This window comes from Paranoxybacillus vitaminiphilus, from assembly GCF_003259935.1.
In the GTDB taxonomy this organism is placed as follows: domain Bacteria; phylum Bacillota; class Bacilli; order Bacillales; family Anoxybacillaceae; genus Paranoxybacillus; species Paranoxybacillus vitaminiphilus.
In genome coordinates, this window is the sequence record NZ_QLMH01000014.1 from 20,168 (window position 1) to 37,855 (window position 17,688).

Below are 17,688 nucleotides of genomic sequence, written 5' to 3' on the forward strand. Positions count from 1 at the left end.
AAACAATGGTTGTTACGAAGCAAGAAGATGAGATTCAACATATCGCAGAAGGAACAATCGTCACACCGAAAGGATTTAAGGCAGCGGGAGTACATGCCGGGCTTCGCTATACAAAAAAAGATTTAGGTGTCATTGTGTGTGATGTCCCTGCTTCATGCGCTGCTGTTTATACACAAAGCCATTTCCAGGCAGCACCATTAAAAGTGACGCAGCAAAGCATCGCCGTCGAACAAAAGCTTCAAGCTGTTGTCGTAAACAGCGCGTGTGCGAACGCCTGCACGGGAGAACAAGGATTAAAAGATGCATATGAAATGAGAAATTTATGCGCAGAGCAACTCGGGCTTCAGCCTCATTTAGTGGCAGTAGCTTCAACAGGAGTTATTGGTGAATTTCTTCCAATGGATAAAATCCGTGCCGGGATCAAACAATTACGGCCGAGTAATTTAGCGGACGATGCCATCGCTTTTCAAACAGCGATTTTAACGACAGATACCGTAATGAAGAAAGCTTGTTACCAAACACAAATCGACGGAAAAGTCGTAACGATTGGCGGAGCAGCGAAAGGCTCCGGAATGATTCATCCGAATATGGCAACGATGCTTGCATTTATAACGACGGACGCCAATATTTCATCAGACTCGCTGCAGGCGGCTCTCCGCTCTATAACAGATGTTTCTTTTAACCAAATTACAGTAGACGGGGAAACGTCAACAAATGATATGGTTGTTGTGATGGCAAGCGGGTTGGCGGAAAACAACGAACTTACGCCAAATCATCCAGAGTGGCATAAATTTTACGAGGCGTTAAAAAAGACGTGCGAAGACTTAGCGAAGCAAATTGCTAAAGACGGAGAAGGAGCGACGAAACTAATCGAGGTGCGTGTGACAGGAGCGGCAAACGATGAGGAAGCGAAACAAGTCGCTAAGAAAATTGTCGGTTCGAATTTAGTAAAAACAGCTGTTTACGGAGCCGACGCCAACTGGGGAAGAATTATCGGAGCGATTGGACATAGCGATGCAACAGTTGATCCAAATAATGTCGATGTTTCGATCGGAGAGATTGTCATGTTAAAAGCTAGTCAGCCGCAAGCCTTTTCCGAAGAAGAAGCGACTGCATATTTACAAAACGAAGAAATTGTCATTGAAGTAAATCTTCATGTCGGAGAGGGAAGAGGAACTGCCTGGGGCTGTGACTTAACTTACGATTATGTGAAAATTAATGCAAGTTACCGTACGTGAGTGATTTTGCTAGAGGGGAGAGAAAAATGGCGGAGACAATAGTCATTAAATGCGGGGGAAGCGTGTTAAGCGAATTATCGGAATCATTTTTTCATAGTTTAAAAGAAATGAAAAACAGAGGAATGAACATTGTGATCGTCCATGGCGGCGGTCCGGAAATCGGGCAAATGTTGAAACAATTAAACATTGCAAGCGAGTTTGTCAACGGTTTGCGGAAAACGACGAGTGAAGTGCTGGAAGTGGTCGAGATGGTTTTAGCGGGAAAAGTGAATAAGCAGCTTGTTTCGCTGTTGCAGAAAAAAGGATTGAAGGCAATTGGGCTTTCAGGGATTGATGCGAATTTAATCGAAGCGAAACCAATTGATGTAGAGCATTTAGGATATGTTGGGGAAGTAACAAATGTAAATCATTTGCTTCTTCAGCAATTAACTGCTTCCGAATATATCCCCGTGATTGCTCCAATCGGTTGTGATCAAACAGGGCAGAAATATAACATTAATGCTGATACGGCGGCAGGGGCGGTGGCGATGGCGCTTGCGGCAAAACATTTATTATTTGTCACCGATGTTCCTGGAATTTTACGAAATGGAACATTAGTCGAACATGCGACCGTTGAGATGATTTTAGAAATGATTGATGAAGGGACGATTTACGGCGGCATGATTCCGAAAGTAAAAGCAGCGATTGAATCCATTGCTGGTCCGCTGCATGAAGTCATTATCGTAAGCGGCAAGCTGCCATTTTTCTCAGCCAATGGTGAAATATGCGGCACAAAAATTATGAAAGAAGCGGGGGTTTATTAAATGGGAGCCTTATTTCCTACATATAACCGTTGGGAGATTGCGGTGGAATCAGCTGAAGGAACGAAAGTAATGGCTAAAGATGGAAAAGAGTATTTAGATTTTGTAGCGGGAATTGCGGTTTGTAACCTCGGTCATCGTCATCCCGCTGTACAGGAAGCGCTTGAAGAGCAGTTAAAAAAAGTATGGCATGTTTCAAATTTGTTCGAAAATGAATTGCAGGAAGAAACAGCGCAGCTGCTTGTACAGCATTGCAACGGTGATGCAGTGTTCTTTTGCAACAGCGGTGCCGAGGCGAACGAGGCAGCATTAAAGCTGGCGCGCAAATATACAGGGCGCTCAAAAGTGATTACGTTTAAGCAGTCCTTCCACGGACGGACATTTGCAACGATGTCAGCGACTGGACAGGAAAAGATTCACAAAGGATTTGGACCGCTTTTACCGGAATTTATTCACCTCCCTTATAACGATATTTCGTCATTAGAAAAAGAAATGAATGAAGAAATTGCCGCGGTTATGGTTGAAGTGGTACAGGGAGAAGGCGGTGTAATTCCGGCTGATGCGTCCTTCTTAAAGGCAATGGAAGAGCTTTGCAGACGATACGGAGCCTTGTTGATCGTCGATGAAGTACAAACAGGTATTGGAAGAACGGGAAAAGCATTTGCCTATCAACATTACGGCATTTCCCCAGATATTATTACGGTTGCAAAAGGATTAGGAAGCGGCTTTCCAGTAGGGGCCATGATTGGAAAGGAGTTTTTAAGAAACTCCTTTACTGCCGGGGTTCACGGTTCTACATTTGGCGGCAATCCGCTTGCGATGGCAGCAGCCAAAGCGACACTGCAAGTCATCTTTGAAGAGAAATTTTTGCAGGAAGTATCGGAAAAAGGAACATATTTTCTGCAAAAGTTAAAGGAAGCGTTGAAAGATGTTGATGTCGTCAAGGAAGTGAGAGGACTTGGCTTAATGATTGGAATTGAATGTAAGTATGATGTTGCTCAACTAATTAAAAATATTCATGCCAATGGTTTGCTTGTATTAACAGCCGGCCCGAATGTCATTCGTCTATTGCCTCCGCTTGTTGTCCGTAAAGATGAAATCGATGAAGCGGTGAAGATGATCCAATATACACTTATAAAGGAAAATGTAGCAGCTAATTAATAAAGTAGCTGCCCCTTTATTGAATTTTATGTATAAAAATGCTTATGTTTAAATAAAAATTCAATCGTGAGGTGTCACAATGAAAGCTTATTTGCATTTAGCAAATGGGAAAACGTTTGAGGGAAAATTAGAAACGGCCATTCCAGACAGTGAAGTGAATGGTGAAGTTGTCTTTTTTACAGGAATGACCGGGTATCAGGAAGTGCTCACTGATCCTTCATATAAAAACCAAATTATTGTATTTACTTATCCGCTCATCGGCAACTACGGAATTAATGCAGCCGATTTTGAAAGCAAAAAGCCCCACGTTCAGGCGGTGGTCGTCTATGAAGCAAGCACGAAAGGATATCATTATCAATCGCAATATAGTTTAAAGGACTATTTGCAAGCATGGAATATTCCTTTGCTTACTCATGTTGACACACGTGCGGTAGTAAAACAAATTCGCACAGAAGGAGCCATGCAGGGGAAGATTAGCTTAACTTCTGAATGCGGAGAATTCGGAGAAACAGAGCGGCAAGAACAGCCTATACAGCAAGTATCTACTACACAAATCGAAACATATGGAAATGGCTCAACACATATCGTGCTTTTCGACTTTGGCTATAAAAAATCCATTTTGCAGTCTTTATTGTCAAGAGGATGTAAAGTTACAGTTGTTCCATACAATACGTCATTTGAAACGATTCAAGCACTTGAGCCGGACGGTATTTTACTGTCAAACGGTCCGGGAAATCCAAAACAGCTTTCATCACAGCTGCCAACGATTCGCAAAGTGATAGACCATTATCCGACTCTCGGGATTTGCTTAGGCCATCAATTAGTTGCCTTAGCATACGGGGCGGATACAGAAAAACTGCGTTTTGGTCATCGCGGAGCCAACCAGCCGGTTTATGATTCAGTGAAAAAGAAGGTATTTATGACATCACAAAATCACGGATATGTCGTAAATAAGGAAAGTTTGGCGCATACGCCGTTTGTGGTTCGTTTTACAAATGTTAACGATCAATCGGTAGAAGGAATGTTCCATCCAACAAAACCGATTTTATCCGTGCAATATCATCCCGAAGCACATCCGGGTCCGAGCGATACGAACAGCATTTTCGATGAATTTTTACAAATTATGAAGAACGTAAGGAGCGAGAAAGTGTATGCCTAAAGATGAGACACTTCAATCGATTTTAATTATTGGTTCAGGACCGATTGTCATCGGCCAGGCAGCGGAATTTGATTATTCCGGTACGCAGGCATGCTTAGCTTTAAAGGAAGAAGGATACCGCATCATCCTTGTGAACAACAATCCAGCGACCATTATGACTGATGAAGTGCATGCAGATGCTGTTTATTTTGAGCCGTTGACAGTAGAAAGTTTAGAGAAAGTCATCGCCAAAGAACGACCCGATGGGCTGCTGGCGACGTTTGGCGGACAGACAGGGTTAAATTTAGCATTCCAGCTCCATGAAAAAGGAATTTTAACAAAATATAATGTGAGATTGTTAGGTACACCGATTGAGGCGATTAAAAAAGGGGAAGACCGTGAAGCGTTCCGCCAGTTAATGTATGAACTGGGCGAACCTGTTCCGGAAAGTGAAATCATTACAAACGTTGAGGATGCCATTGCATTTGCCGAAAAAGTTGGTTTTCCGATTATTATCCGTCCCGCTTACACATTAGGAGGAAGCGGCGGCGGTATTGCTGCTTCAATGGAGGAGTTTGTCTCCCTTGTTGAAAAAGGGCTGGCGGAAAGTCCGATTACGCAATGCTTAATTGAACGAAGCGTTGCCGGTTACAAAGAAATTGAATATGAAGTGATGCGCGATTATACCGATACATGCATTACTGTGTGCAACATGGAAAATGTCGATCCTGTAGGAGTGCATACGGGAGACTCGATTGTTGTTGCACCATCGCAGACATTGACAGATGAGGAATATCATATGCTTCGCAGCGCAGCTGTCAAAATCATTTCTGCGCTTGGAATTATCGGCGGCTGCAACATTCAATTTGCGTTAGACCCATTTAGTAAAAATTATTATTTAATCGAAGTCAACCCGCGCGTGAGCCGCTCCTCGGCATTAGCGTCAAAAGCGACCGGCTATCCAATTGCGCGGATTGCGGCAAAATTGGCGGTCGGATATACGTTGGCGGAATTATTAAATCCGGTCACGAAAAATACGTATGCGAGCTTTGAACCGGCGCTGGACTACGTCGTTGTCAAATTTCCGCGTCTGCCGTTTGATAAATTTCCTTATGCGGACCGTCAGCTTGGCACGCAAATGAAAGCGACGGGTGAAGTGATGGCGATTGATCGGAATATGGAGCGCGCTTTCCAAAAAGCGGTTCATTCATTAGAATGGGAAAATATTGGCTTACTGTTGCCTTCATTGCAGAAGATGACAACGGAAGAGTTGAAGCAATTGATAACAAAAGCCGATGACCGCCGCTTTTTTGCGATATTGGAGCTGTTCCGCCGCGGCGAAAGCATTGAAACGGTGCAGCAATTAACGAAAATCGACCGCTTCTTTTTAAATGTATTCTGGCAATTGATTGCATTAGAAAAAAAGGCGATGGAAACAAACATGCAAGATGTGGACGAGAACACATTGCAACTCCTAAAGGAAAAAGGGTTTTCTGATTTCTTTTTAGCTAACGTATGGAATGTTAGTGAAAAAGAAGTAAGGGAAAAACGAAAAGCATTAGGAATTGTTCCTTCTTATAAAATGGTTGACACATGTGCGGCGGAGTTTCATTCAGAGACAGATTATTATTATTCAAGCTATTTTGGTGAAAGCGAGCTAAAGAAAAGTGATAAGCAAAAAGTATTAATCATTGGTTCCGGACCGATTCGCATCGGACAAGGAATTGAGTTTGACTACAGCTCTGTTCACAGCGTTTATGCGTTGCAGCAGGAAGGCTATGAAACGGTCCTTATTAACAACAATCCGGAAACAGTCAGCACCGATTTCGCTGTTGCCAATCGTTTATATTTTGAGCCGCTTACGTTTGAAGATGTGTTAAACGTCATTGAGGCGGAACAAATCGATAAAGTAATTGTTCAATTCGGCGGACAGACAGCGATTAATCTTGTTAAAGAGCTGGAAGAGGCCGGGGTGAACATCATCGGCGTTTCCCATGATGTGATTGACCAATTGGAAGACCGCGAGCGTTTTTATCAGCTGTTAGAGGAATTAAAGATCCCTCACGTCCCGGGATTGATGGCCGATGATGAAACGCAACTATTTGCGAAAGCAAGAGAGATTGGTTTTCCGGTTTTATTACGACCTTCATATGTGATTGGCGGAAAGGGAATGTTCATTGTAAAAAATGAAGAAGAGCTTCATGGCTTACTAAACGAACATTTTATTACGTACCCTGTATTAATTGATGCGTATTTGCAAGGAAAAGAAGCGGAAGTGGATTTAGTCGCTGATGGAGAAAACATTTTCATTCCAACCATCGTTGAACATGTAGAAAAAGCGGGAGTTCATTCAGGTGACAGCTATGCGATTTTACCGGCAGTGTCACTCACCGAAGATGAAAAAGAACAGATTGTGACATATGCAAGAAAAATCGTTCGCAAGCTGCATTTCAAAGGAATTATGAACATTCAATATGTGATTCATAACCATGTTGTGTACGTGTTGGAAGTGAATCCGCGCGCAAGCCGCACCGTACCGATTGTCAGCAAAACGACAGGTGTTCCGCTTGTGCAAATTGCGACAAAGTTATTGCTTGGGAAATGTTTGGAGGATGTAGTTGAGACAAAAGCCGAACTGCTCGCTGATGTCCCATATGTTGTTTTAAAATATCCTGTCTTTTCAACTCATAAGCTGCCTGGAGTTGACTCGCTTGTCGGACCAGAAATGAAATCAACGGGAGAAGGAATCAGCATCGCAAACACGCTTGAAGAAGCAGCAGCAAAGGCATTCCATCCATATGTTTCACGAAAAGGAGAAGCGAATGAAATTTATTTAGATATCGATGGTTTAGAAGAGACAGATGAAATTAAGCAGCTAACAAACACGATAAAAGAAAAGCGGCTTACGGTTGTTACGGAAGCGCCGTTTGAAGAATGGGTGAAACGTAAGGAAGCATTGGCATTTTTTAGCTTAAAGAAAGATGAACAAAGTTCGACATGGAGAAAACTTGCGCTGTCCCGCCAAATTTTGACGTTTACAGAACTGGAAACATGCCAACTGTTTTTAAAAGGAATTCATTGTAAAGAGTTTTCTGTCTCTTCGATTCAACAGTGGCTTTTCCTAAAACAACAAACAGAGAAAGCGGTGATTTTATGAATACGGCAGCTAATGACAAAAGTGTAAATATAAAAGGAAGAGATTTTTTAGCGCTCAAAGATTTTTCAACTGCAGAAATTGAATATTTATTAGCATTGGCAGGTGAATTAAAGCAAAAACAGCGTTCAGGGGAAACGTTTACTCCTCTCTCCGGGAAAACGCTGGCAATGATTTTTGAAAAACCGTCTACGCGTACAAGAGTTTCATTTGAAGTGGGGATGACGCAGCTTGGCGGTCATGCGCTTTTTTTGAGCAGCAATGATTTGCAGCTTGGGCGCGGTGAGACGATTGCGGATACAGCAAGAGTATTATCACGATACGTTGATGCCATTATGATTCGTACGTTTGCTCATAGTAAAATTGAAGAATTAGCTGAATATGCAACTGTTCCAGTGATTAATGGCTTAACAGATGATGCTCATCCGTGCCAGGCGCTTGCAGATTTATTAACCATTTATGAAATAAAAAAGAAATTTAAAGGGGTTAAGCTTGCCTATGTGGGGGACGGCAATAATGTTGCCCATTCGTTAATGATCGCTGCCGCGAAAGTAGGAATGGACTTTGCGATTGCCTGTCCGATAAACTATGAGCCGAAGAAAAAGATGGTAGAAGAAGCGTTGCAAATTGCTAAACAAACAGGTGCATCCATTACAGTCACAAATCATCCGGATGAAGCGGTGAAAGATGCGGATGTGATTTATACAGATGTATGGACAAGCATGGGACAGGAAAATGAAAGTGCTGAACGTCTGCGCGTTTTTCAGCCGTTTCAAGTAAACGCGGAATTAGTGAAATATGCTAAACATGATTATATTTTCCTTCATTGTTTGCCGGCTCACCGCGGCGAAGAAGTTACGTCAGACATCATTGATGGTGAACATTCTGCCGTGTTCCAACAAGCAGAAAACCGTCTTCATGCACAAAAAGCGATTTTGTTGTCATTATTAGGAGCATAAAAAGCGGCTGTCTCAAACGTGAAGGGTCAGACCCCCGCAACACAATATATCGGCATTAGATAAATGAGCTATATATTGTGAAACGGACATGGGGTCAGACCCTTATGAGACAGCCTTTTTGTATTAAGTAAATAAAATGACGAGTGCGCCGACAATAAAACAATAATAAGAAAAATATTTCAAATTCCCGCGCGCCATAATTCCCATAAACCATTTCAGTGAGTAATAAGATGCGATAAATGAGCCGATAAAGGCAATCGTATATGGAATCAATAATGTACGGATGTTCGGATCATTTAATAAATCAGAAAAGCTTAAAATCATTCCACCGACACTGACAGGGATATAAAGCAAAAATGAAAAACGCAATGCCGTCTCTTGTTTCATTCCTAGCAGCATCGCCGCAACGATGGTCGCTCCTGAACGGCTGATGCCGGGAATTAAAGCAATTGCTTGAGCCATACCAACGATAAGTGCATCTTTTGCTGTTAATTCTCCATCCCGCTTATGTCCGCGCAGGTTGCGAATGACCCATAAGCCAATTCCTGTAATCATTAACGTAAAGCCTAACACTTTTATCGATTTAAAATATTCGGCAATCGCATCTTCAAATAAAATTCCTATAACTCCAGCAGGAATCGTGCCAAGAATTAAATAGGCTATAAAGCGAAAATCATCTTTTGCACTTTGTTCTTTTACCGTTACATATTTCATTCCATTTTTTGTTAAACGAAGCAGGTCTTCTTTGTAAATCAGCAATACCGCAAACAAAGAAGCGGTGTTCATAAGCAGTTCAAAACTAAGACCTTCAATTTTTAACTGTAAAAAGTGCTGGAGCAAAACGAGATGCCCGCTTGAGGAAATGGGGATTGGCTCGGTGAATCCTTGGAAAATTCCCAACAATAAGTATTTAAAGATTAAATATATTTGATTAAGCTGCTCCATCATGATTTCCTCCAACTAATTTTCCGTCCTTCATTATTTAACTATATTTTGCCTCCAAATGTAAACGATAAATGATCGAATAAACGGAAATGTTAATAGTGTAGCTTCGTTTTACAAGGAGGAATCAAAACATGGGTCAACGAAGACACTTTGGACCGGGAGATAAAGCTCCAAATAATGGAGTATATATCGAAATTGGAGAAACAGGAGACAACGTAAAAAATCCAAAGAAACTTAAATTGAAAGCAGGGGACACGTTCCCGGAAACATCGAATCATAACCGTCATTGGACTTACGTGCGCAAACCATAAAGAAAGCGGCGCGTGGAGTCAATATTCAAATGCTCAAAGCCATCCTATTTTCGGGTGGCTTTTCAATTGAAAATAGAAAAAACAATCAGATATAATAAAATTAAAGGTCAAAAAAAGTCAAAAAGGAAGGCGAAAAAGGCAATGGATATGAACAAAATGACGGAAAAAGTTCAAGAAGCATTCATGTCCGCCCAATCGTTAGCTATGCAACATTATCATCAAGAAATCGATATTGTCCATCTGTTACTCGCCTTAATCGAGCAACAAGACGGGTTGGCGAGGCGGATATTCGATTATCTTCACATTGATATTGAAGCGTTTGTCAATGATCTGCATGCACTCATAAAGAAAAAGCCGCAAGTAATCGGAGCTGGTGTAGAGAAAGGAAAAGTATATATTACCCATCATCTCCAACGTCTGTTAGTGAATGCTGAGGAAGAAGCCAAGCGGTTACAAGACGAATACATTTCAGTCGAGCATTTGTTGTTGGCGCTGACAAATGATACACAAGCAAATGAAATCGTGAGCTTATTCAAAAAATATCGTATTGAACGTCATTCGTTATTGAAAGTATTAATGGACATAAGGGGGAATCAACGCGTGACGAGTGCAACTCCTGAAGCTACATATGAAGTGTTAAAAAAATACGGACGGGATTTAGTTGCCGAAGTGAAAGCGGGAAAAATCGATCCTGTGATCGGGCGTGACAGTGAAATTCGCCGCGTCATTCGCATTTTATCGCGCAAAACCAAAAATAACCCGGTGTTAATCGGTGAACCGGGGGTCGGTAAAACAGCGATCGTTGAAGGCTTGGCGCAGCGTATCGTTCGCAAAGATGTTCCGGAAGGGCTAAAGGATAAAACAATTTTTGCGCTTGATATGAGCTCACTTGTTGCCGGGGCGAAATTCCGCGGAGAGTTTGAAGAACGTTTAAAAGCTGTATTAAATGAAATAAAGAAAAGCGAAGGGCGTATTATTCTGTTTATCGATGAACTTCATACGATTGTCGGTGCCGGAAGAGCGGAAGGGGCAATGGATGCAGGCAATATGTTAAAGCCGATGCTTGCACGCGGAGAGCTGCACTGCATCGGGGCGACCACGCTTGATGAGTATCGCCAATATATCGAAAAGGATCCGGCCTTGGAACGACGCTTTCAACAAGTACTCGTTGAGGAACCGACAGTGGAAGATACGATTTCGATTTTGCGGGGATTAAAAGAACGCTTCGAAATTCATCACGGGGTAAATATTCATGACCGGGCGCTTGTTGCGGCAGCTACTTTATCAGACCGGTATATTTCTGAACGCTTTCTTCCGGATAAGGCGATTGACTTAGTGGATGAGGCATGCGCGATGATTCGCACGGAAATTGATTCGATGCCGACGGAATTGGACGAAGTCATGCGCCGCGTCATGCAGCTTGAAATTGAAGAAGCAGCGCTCCGAAAAGAAACAGATGAAGCGAGCAAAGAGCGTCTGGAAGCATTGACAAAAGAATTGGCTGATTTGCGTGAAAAGGCGAACAGCATGAAAGTAAAGTGGCAGCAGGAAAAAGAGGAGATTCAAAACGTACGCAATTTGCGTGAGGCGTTGGAAAAAGCAAAACGCGAATTAGAGGAAGCGGAAAATGAGTATGATTTAAATAAAGCCGCTGAATTGCGTCATGGCCGCATTCCTCAGCTTGAAAAAGAATTAAAGCAGCTTGAACAGAAAATGAGCGAAAAACAAGAGGAAGGACGTTTGCTTCGTGAAGAAGTGACGGAAGAAGAAATCGCGGAAGTTGTATCAAGATGGACAGGCATTCCGCTTGCTAAGCTTGTCGAAGGAGAACGTGAGAAACTATTGCGCCTGCAAGACATTTTACATGAACGTGTCATCGGTCAAGACGAAGCGGTAGAGCTTGTTGCCGATGCAGTGCTGCGCGCCCGTGCCGGCATTAAAGATCCGAATCGGCCAATTGGCTCTTTTATCTTCTTAGGACCAACCGGAGTCGGAAAAACGGAGCTCGCCAAAGCGTTAGCACAATCATTGTTTGACAGTGAAGAACAAATGGTCCGCATCGATATGTCAGAGTATATGGAAAAACACGCTGTATCTCGTTTAATCGGCGCACCTCCTGGATATGTCGGCTATGAAGAAGGCGGACAGTTAACGGAAGCGGTTCGCCGCAAACCTTATTCCGTCATTCTTTTAGATGAAATCGAGAAAGCTCATCCGGAAGTGTTTAATATTTTACTGCAAGTGCTTGATGATGGACGAATTACAGATTCGCAAGGCAGAACGGTCGATTTTAAAAATACCGTCATCATTATGACATCCAATATTGGTTCACACTTCCTGCTTGAAGGAGTAACAAATGAAGGAGAAATGAAAGAAGAAACAAGGGAGCAAGTATTACAGCAATTGCGGGCACATTTCCGTCCGGAATTTTTAAACCGCATCGATGATATTATTTTATTTAAGCCGTTAACTGTGAATGAAGTTAAAGGAATTGTCGATAAATTGGTGAAAGAGCTTAGCCAGCGGCTTGCCGACCGTCATATTACGCTAACATTGACAGACAAAGCAAAAGAATATATTGCAACTGCCGGATTTGATCCTGTTTACGGAGCGCGTCCGTTAAGGCGGTTTATCCAAAAACACATTGAAACGAAATTGGCAAAAGAAATCATTGCCGGCCGCATAAAAGACTACAGCAATGTGCTGATTGACTACGAAAACGGCCAAATTATGCTTGAAAAGCAATAAGAAAAAATGAGGGCTGACCCAAAAGCGAAGTGCCGGACCTCACAATCTATATATTATGGGTTGCACGTGAGGTCAGACACGAATGGGTCAGCCCCTGTTTTTGTAAGCATTAGCAGTGTTCAGCTTTGAGCATTTTTTAATGATGTTCTACAGGATCGTTTGGAATCACATTTGCAATCACGATAATGATAACGGTAGCTACTACAGCTAACAATGAACCAGATGCGAAATCATATGCGTTGCCTTGCATTGAGCTTACAACATATGTAGCCATGTGCACAAGCAAAAATGTCCAAAAGAAAGTCCAGAAAAATTTCATCGCCTTCACCTCAGTTTCCATAACATTCTTTTTTTATCTTAGCATAATTAACTTCGGTAGCAAAGCTGTTTTCTAAAATTGGCGTTTTGTCCTGTCGCTCTAGGCAAATGCCCTTACCACTTTGATTATTCCACATAAATTATAATGTACAATTATGTACTGTGAAAGTAAGGGTGAAATGTGATGACAATCAAGGAACGCTTCTTTCAGCTTGATGAACAATGGTGTACGATTCATTTGCCTGAACGTCCCAACGGTTTTGCTATATTGCTCATTGGAGATACGAATCATTTTGTCAATGAAAAAACGAGCTTTTGGATGCAGCATGCAGGAAGAAGCCAACTTATTGAAGAGTTGAAACAATACGGCTATACCATTTTTTATTCGAATTTATATGGCAGGCATTGGGGAAGCCCAAAAGCAGTTCGGCTTGCTAAACAGCTCATTTATTACGTATTAAAAAGTGAAATACTAAACAAGCGAATCTATCTTCTTGCTGAAGGAATGGGTGCTTTAGCTGCTTTACGTCTAGTGGATGCAATGCCGGAGCGAATTCGCGCAGTGGCGATGCTGAGTCCATGTTTAGATTTGCAGGCACAAGTAGCTTATGAACGAGAAAATAAATTTTTTTACAAACGAATGATAAAAGAAATAGCTTCAGCCTATGAGGTGAAGGATGAAAATGTTTCCTCCGTTCTTTCGTCACTGTCAACGAACCAGAAGTGTTTCCCGGTGAAAATATGGCAAATGTCTGGCGTTGCTCATTATCCATCTTCGCTTCATTGCCGAAAATATGAAGAATTAAGGAAAACTTGGTGTTGTCCGATTACGGTTATTTATCATTTGCCGGAAAAAAGATACGGATTTTCTCATGCGATCCATAAGTTTTATCAAGAGAATAATGATTTATCATAAACTTCCTCTATCAAGCGCAAACAAATGGTAGAGGAACGATTTTTTATGGCAAAAATAAATAAACTTTACCATATCGTCTCATGCATGTAAAATGAAGGTGAAAAACAAGCATTTTCAATGTCAGTTTTTTAGGGAGAGAGGATTTGAGGGAGTGCAACATTTAATGAAAAAACCTCTTTTAGCTATACTTTTATGCTTTTTTATATTAGCAAGCTGTCAACCAGTAGGACGGACAAGTGGACAGCTGGAAAAAGTGGGATTATTAGTTCCCGAAACGATTAATGATCAAGTTTGGGGAACGAAAGGATATAAAGGGTTATTGAAGATTCAGTCGCAGTTTAAAGTAGATGTTTTCTATAAAGAAGGCATGGATAATGAAGCAGCCGTGAAACAAGCTGTGGCAGAATTTGACCGTAAAGGGGTCAATTTAATTTTTGGACACGGAAGCGAGTACGCTGAATATTTCAATCGTCTAGCTTCGCAATATCCTCATATTCATTTCGTTTGCTTTAATGGAGAAGCAAAAGAAAAAAATGTAACGAGTTTAAATTTTGCCGGGAACGCTATGGGGTTTTTTGGAGGAATGGTTGCGGGAGAAATGACAAAGACAGGTAAAGTCGGAGTAATCGCCGCTTTTGAATGGCAGCCTGAAGTGAACGGTTTTTTTGAAGGAGCGTTATACCAAAACGAAAATGTTGAGGTGGAAGTCCGCTTTGTTCAACATTGGGATGATGTTCACCGCGCTCTAGAGTTGCTTGATGAATTAATTGCTGATGGGGTTGATGTTGTTTATCCGGCCGGTGATGGGTTTAATGTTCCTGTCATTGAAAAACTAAAGCAGCACGGCCTCTATGCCATTGGTTACGTTACTGACCAATCCGATTTAGGAAAGGCGACTGTTTTAACAAGTACTGTCCAACATGTTGACCGCTTATATGAACTCGTTGCAAAACAATTTAATGATGGAAAATTAAAATCAGGAAATTTATACTTTGACTTTCAGGATGGAGTCATTTCCATGGGAAAATTTAGTCCGCTAGTTGATCAACAGTTTCGTCAAGAACTGGCTAATGAAATTGAGCGCTATCAAAAGACCGGTAAATTACCGAATGAACAATGAGGCTGACCCGAAAACAAAGTGTCAGACCCCACAACACATATATAGCATGTCATATTGGTCCAATAAGCTATATATGGTAAGATGTGCGTGAGGTCAGACACGGATGGGTCAGCCCTTGTTTTTAAACAAATTGAATAAAGGAGTCATTTGCTTGACAATTGGTTTAAATTTTTCAAAAGACGAAACAAGCGTGTCGATATCTTTCATCAGCTGCATATAATCGATTTGCTGCGGCGGCTCTGAAGCATGAGTTTCATCTTTTTTATGCTCTGTCATAGCTTGTCTTTGTGGAAATGGCCCGAACATGAGACGGGAAAATCGATCGTTATATATATTTCTTTTATTTTTACCGTTAATTTCCATATAATCTCCCTCTTCCCCTTTTATTTACTAGTACTTTATGAAAAAATTCAGAGTGTGTGAATAGACGATTGCCGCTATTGAACAAAGGTAATTTTATATTGCACATCCCGTAAAATTCAGTTAAAATTAGTACCAAGTAATAATAATTGGTTATATATATAAATATAAAAGGGGTTGTTCGGCATGAATGCAGGGATTATAGGAATAGGCCGATATTTACCTGAAAAAGTATTGACAAATTTTGATTTGGAAAAAATGATGGATACATCCGATGAATGGATTCGTACGAGAACAGGAATTGAAGAACGAAGAATCGCTTCGGATGATATGAATACGTCCGATATGGGATATTTAGCGGCTTTAAAAGCGATCGAGCATGCAGGAATTTCCGCGCAAGACATTGATCTTATTCTAGTGGCAACAGTGACGCCGGATCGCCCGTTTCCTTCCGTGGCATGTATGCTGCAGGAACGTTTAGGGGCGGCCAAAGCGGCAGCGCTTGATATTAGCGCGGCGTGCGCAGGATTTATATACGGCATGGTTACAGCGAAACAATTTATTGAAACAGGTGCTTATAAATATATACTAGTAGTAGGGGTTGAAAAACTATCAAAAATTCTTAATTGGCAAGATCGCAACACGGCCGTTTTATTTGGCGATGGCGCCGGAGCAGTAGTCATGGGACCTGTCTCCGAAGGACGCGGCATTTTATCGTTTGAGTTAGGAGCAGATGGAACAGGCGGAAAGCATTTATATCAAGATGAATATGTGATTATGAACGGCAGAGAAGTGTTTAAATTTGCGGTAAGACAAATGGGAGAATCGTGCATTAACGTATTAGAAAAAGCCGGATTGACAAAAAAAGATGTTGACTTTCTTATCCCGCACCAAGCGAACATTCGAATCGTCGAAGCGGCACGGCAGCGTTTAGAATTGCCGGAGGATAAAATGTCAACAACGATTAGAAAATATGGAAATACTTCGGCTGCTTCGATTCCAATTTCGATTGTCGAAGAGTATGAGGCTGGCAAGATTAAAGATGACGATTTAATTATTATGGTCGGTTTTGGCGGCGGATTAACATGGGGAGCTGTTGCGTTGCGCTGGGGCCGTTAATCAATGACAATGGACATTCTTTTATGTATTATTAAAAGAAAAAAGGAGCTGCGGAAAAGATGAAAAAGAGAAGAGTCGTTGTCACAGGCTTAGGAGCTGTTACGCCGCTTGGGAACGATGTAGAAACAACATGGAAGCATTTAATTGCCGGAAAATCAGGAATCGGTCCGCTGACCCGCGTCAATCCTGATGATTATCCAGCAAAAGTAGCAGCAGAATTGAAAGATTTTAATCCGGAAAACTATATGGATAAAAGAGATGCAAGAAAAATGGACCGCTTTACGCAATATGCCGTTGCCGCTTCGTTGATGGCCGTGCAAGATGCGGATTTAAAGATTACAGAGGAAAACGCACCGCGCGTCGGTGTTTGGATCGGTTCAGGAATCGGCGGCATGGAAACGTTTGAACAGCAGTTTGAAATCTTTCAACAGCGGGGATACCGCCGCGTCAGTCCGTTTTTTGTGCCGATGATGATTCCGGATATGGCTGCTGGTCAAGTTTCGATTATTCTCGGGGCAAAAGGCATTAACTCATGTACGGTGACAGCGTGTGCCACGGGAACGAACTCGATTGGTGACGCTTTCAAAGTGATTCAGCGGGGCGATGCCGACGTCATGATTACAGGAGGAACGGAAGCGCCGATCACAAAGATGTCTTTAGCCGGCTTTTGCGCGAATACGGCACTATCAACGAATCCAGATCCAAAAACAGCGAGCCGTCCGTTTGATAAAAACCGCGATGGTTTTGTTATGGGGGAAGGCGCTGGTATTCTTATACTGGAAGAATTAGAGCATGCGTTAAAACGCGGTGCAAAAATTTATGCCGAAATTGTTGGTTACGGGGCAACAGGAGATGCTTATCATATCACAGCTCCCGCTCCGGGCGGTGAAGGCGGGGTGCGCGCAATGAGACAGGCGCTTTCTGATGCAGGAATGAAACCGGAAGAAATTGACTATATTAACGCGCACGGTACAAGTACAGAATATAACGATAAATATGAAACAATGGCTATTAAAGAAGTGTTCGGTGAACATGCTTATAAGTTGGCCGTCAGCTCAACAAAATCGATGACGGGTCACTTGCTGGGAGCAGCAGGCGCTGTCGAAGCAGTGTTCTCCATATTAACGATTAAAGAAGGGATCATTCCGCCGACGATTAACTATGAAACACCAGATCCAGAATGCGACCTTGATTATGTGCCAAACGTTGCCCGTAAACAAGAAGTGCGAGCTGTATTAAGCAACTCGCTTGGATTTGGCGGACATAATGCGACATTAATCTTTAAAAAATATGAATAAAAAATAAAAGAGGCTGACTTAGTGGCCTCTTTTATTTTTGGGGAAGTCATGTTTCACTTCACTTTTCCTATATTCATATGATAGTAAAAAAGATAAAGGGATG

15 protein-coding genes are annotated in these 17,688 nt (G+C 41.9%); 12 read left to right on the plus strand and 3 right to left on the minus strand.

Annotation, left to right across the window (positions count from 1 at the left end; genetic code table 11):
- Positions 1 to 5: 5 nt before the first annotated feature.
- The 6 genes from argJ to argF all read left to right on the plus strand — a co-directional run bounded on the left by argJ (position 6) and on the right by argF (position 8,450).
- Complete coding sequence (gene argJ / locus B0I26_RS13735; RefSeq protein WP_111645996.1) at positions 6 to 1,238, plus strand: bifunctional ornithine acetyltransferase/N-acetylglutamate synthase; 1,233 nt, start codon at positions 6 to 8, stop codon at positions 1,236 to 1,238.
- Between the two features lie 26 nt (positions 1,239 to 1,264).
- Positions 1,265 to 2,041 carry an acetylglutamate kinase gene (gene argB / locus B0I26_RS13740; protein WP_111645997.1) on the plus strand — a complete coding sequence of 259 codons (777 nt, stop codon included), beginning with the start codon at positions 1,265 to 1,267 and terminating at the stop codon, positions 2,039 to 2,041.
- Positions 2,042 to 3,199 carry an acetylornithine transaminase gene (locus B0I26_RS13745; protein ID WP_111645998.1) on the plus strand — a complete coding sequence of 386 codons (1,158 nt, stop codon included), beginning with the start codon at positions 2,042 to 2,044 and terminating at the stop codon, positions 3,197 to 3,199.
- 79 nt (positions 3,200 to 3,278) lie between these two features.
- Positions 3,279 to 4,358 (plus strand): carbamoyl phosphate synthase small subunit, encoded by a 1,080-nt coding sequence (locus B0I26_RS13750; RefSeq protein WP_111645999.1) that lies wholly within the window; start codon positions 3,279 to 3,281, stop codon positions 4,356 to 4,358.
- On the plus strand, positions 4,351 to 7,494 hold the full coding sequence (locus B0I26_RS13755; RefSeq protein ID WP_111646000.1) for a carbamoyl phosphate synthase large subunit: 3,144 nt from the start codon (positions 4,351 to 4,353) through the stop codon (positions 7,492 to 7,494). The genes B0I26_RS13750 and B0I26_RS13755 overlap by 8 nt, the downstream gene beginning before the upstream one ends.
- Entirely contained in the window at positions 7,491 to 8,450 is a 960-nt protein-coding gene (gene argF / locus B0I26_RS13760) for an ornithine carbamoyltransferase (RefSeq protein WP_111646001.1), read from the plus strand. The genes B0I26_RS13755 and argF overlap by 4 nt, the downstream gene beginning before the upstream one ends.
- 123 nt (positions 8,451 to 8,573) lie before the next feature.
- On the opposite strand, the gene B0I26_RS13765 is transcribed toward argF, so the two are convergent.
- Positions 8,574 to 9,395 carry an undecaprenyl-diphosphate phosphatase gene (locus B0I26_RS13765; protein WP_111646002.1) on the minus strand — a complete coding sequence of 274 codons (822 nt, stop codon included), beginning with the start codon at positions 9,393 to 9,395 and terminating at the stop codon, positions 8,574 to 8,576.
- 131 nt (positions 9,396 to 9,526) lie between these two features.
- On the opposite strand from B0I26_RS13765, the gene B0I26_RS13770 reads away from it, so the two are divergent.
- Positions 9,527 to 9,706, plus strand: coding sequence for a YjzC family protein (locus B0I26_RS13770; RefSeq protein ID WP_111646003.1), 180 nt, complete (start codon positions 9,527 to 9,529; stop codon positions 9,704 to 9,706).
- Between the two features lie 141 nt (positions 9,707 to 9,847).
- Entirely contained in the window at positions 9,848 to 12,454 is a 2,607-nt protein-coding gene (clpB, locus tag B0I26_RS13775) for an ATP-dependent chaperone ClpB (RefSeq protein WP_111646037.1), read from the plus strand.
- A gap of 136 nt (positions 12,455 to 12,590) precedes the next feature.
- Here clpB and B0I26_RS13780 read toward each other — a convergent pair whose 3' ends face one another.
- Positions 12,591 to 12,773 carry a DUF2929 family protein gene (locus tag B0I26_RS13780; protein WP_111646004.1) on the minus strand — a complete coding sequence of 61 codons (183 nt, stop codon included), beginning with the start codon at positions 12,771 to 12,773 and terminating at the stop codon, positions 12,591 to 12,593.
- A gap of 183 nt (positions 12,774 to 12,956) precedes the next feature.
- Here B0I26_RS13780 and B0I26_RS13785 point away from each other — a divergent pair, with 183 nt between their 5' ends.
- Positions 12,957 to 13,688, plus strand: a complete 732-nt coding sequence (locus tag B0I26_RS13785; protein ID WP_111646005.1) for a hypothetical protein — start codon at positions 12,957 to 12,959, stop codon at positions 13,686 to 13,688.
- Positions 13,689 to 13,851: 163 nt separating this feature from the next.
- Positions 13,852 to 14,808 carry a BMP family ABC transporter substrate-binding protein gene (locus B0I26_RS13790; protein ID WP_111646006.1) on the plus strand — a complete coding sequence of 319 codons (957 nt, stop codon included), beginning with the start codon at positions 13,852 to 13,854 and terminating at the stop codon, positions 14,806 to 14,808.
- 108 nt (positions 14,809 to 14,916) lie between these two features.
- On the opposite strand, the gene B0I26_RS13795 is transcribed toward B0I26_RS13790, so the two are convergent.
- Positions 14,917 to 15,171 (minus strand): hypothetical protein, encoded by a 255-nt coding sequence (locus tag B0I26_RS13795; protein WP_111646007.1) that lies wholly within the window; start codon positions 15,169 to 15,171, stop codon positions 14,917 to 14,919.
- A 183-nt stretch (positions 15,172 to 15,354) separates the two neighbouring features.
- Here B0I26_RS13795 and B0I26_RS13800 point away from each other — a divergent pair, with 183 nt between their 5' ends.
- Positions 15,355 to 16,287: a beta-ketoacyl-ACP synthase III gene (locus tag B0I26_RS13800; RefSeq protein WP_111646008.1), complete on the plus strand. Its 933-nt coding sequence runs from the start codon at positions 15,355 to 15,357 to the stop codon at positions 16,285 to 16,287.
- Between the two features lie 59 nt (positions 16,288 to 16,346).
- The gene (fabF, locus tag B0I26_RS13805) at positions 16,347 to 17,585 is read left to right on the plus strand and encodes a beta-ketoacyl-ACP synthase II (protein WP_111646009.1); all 1,239 of its coding nucleotides are present in this window, start codon (positions 16,347 to 16,349) and stop codon (positions 17,583 to 17,585) included.
- Positions 17,586 to 17,688: the final 103 nt, after the last annotated feature.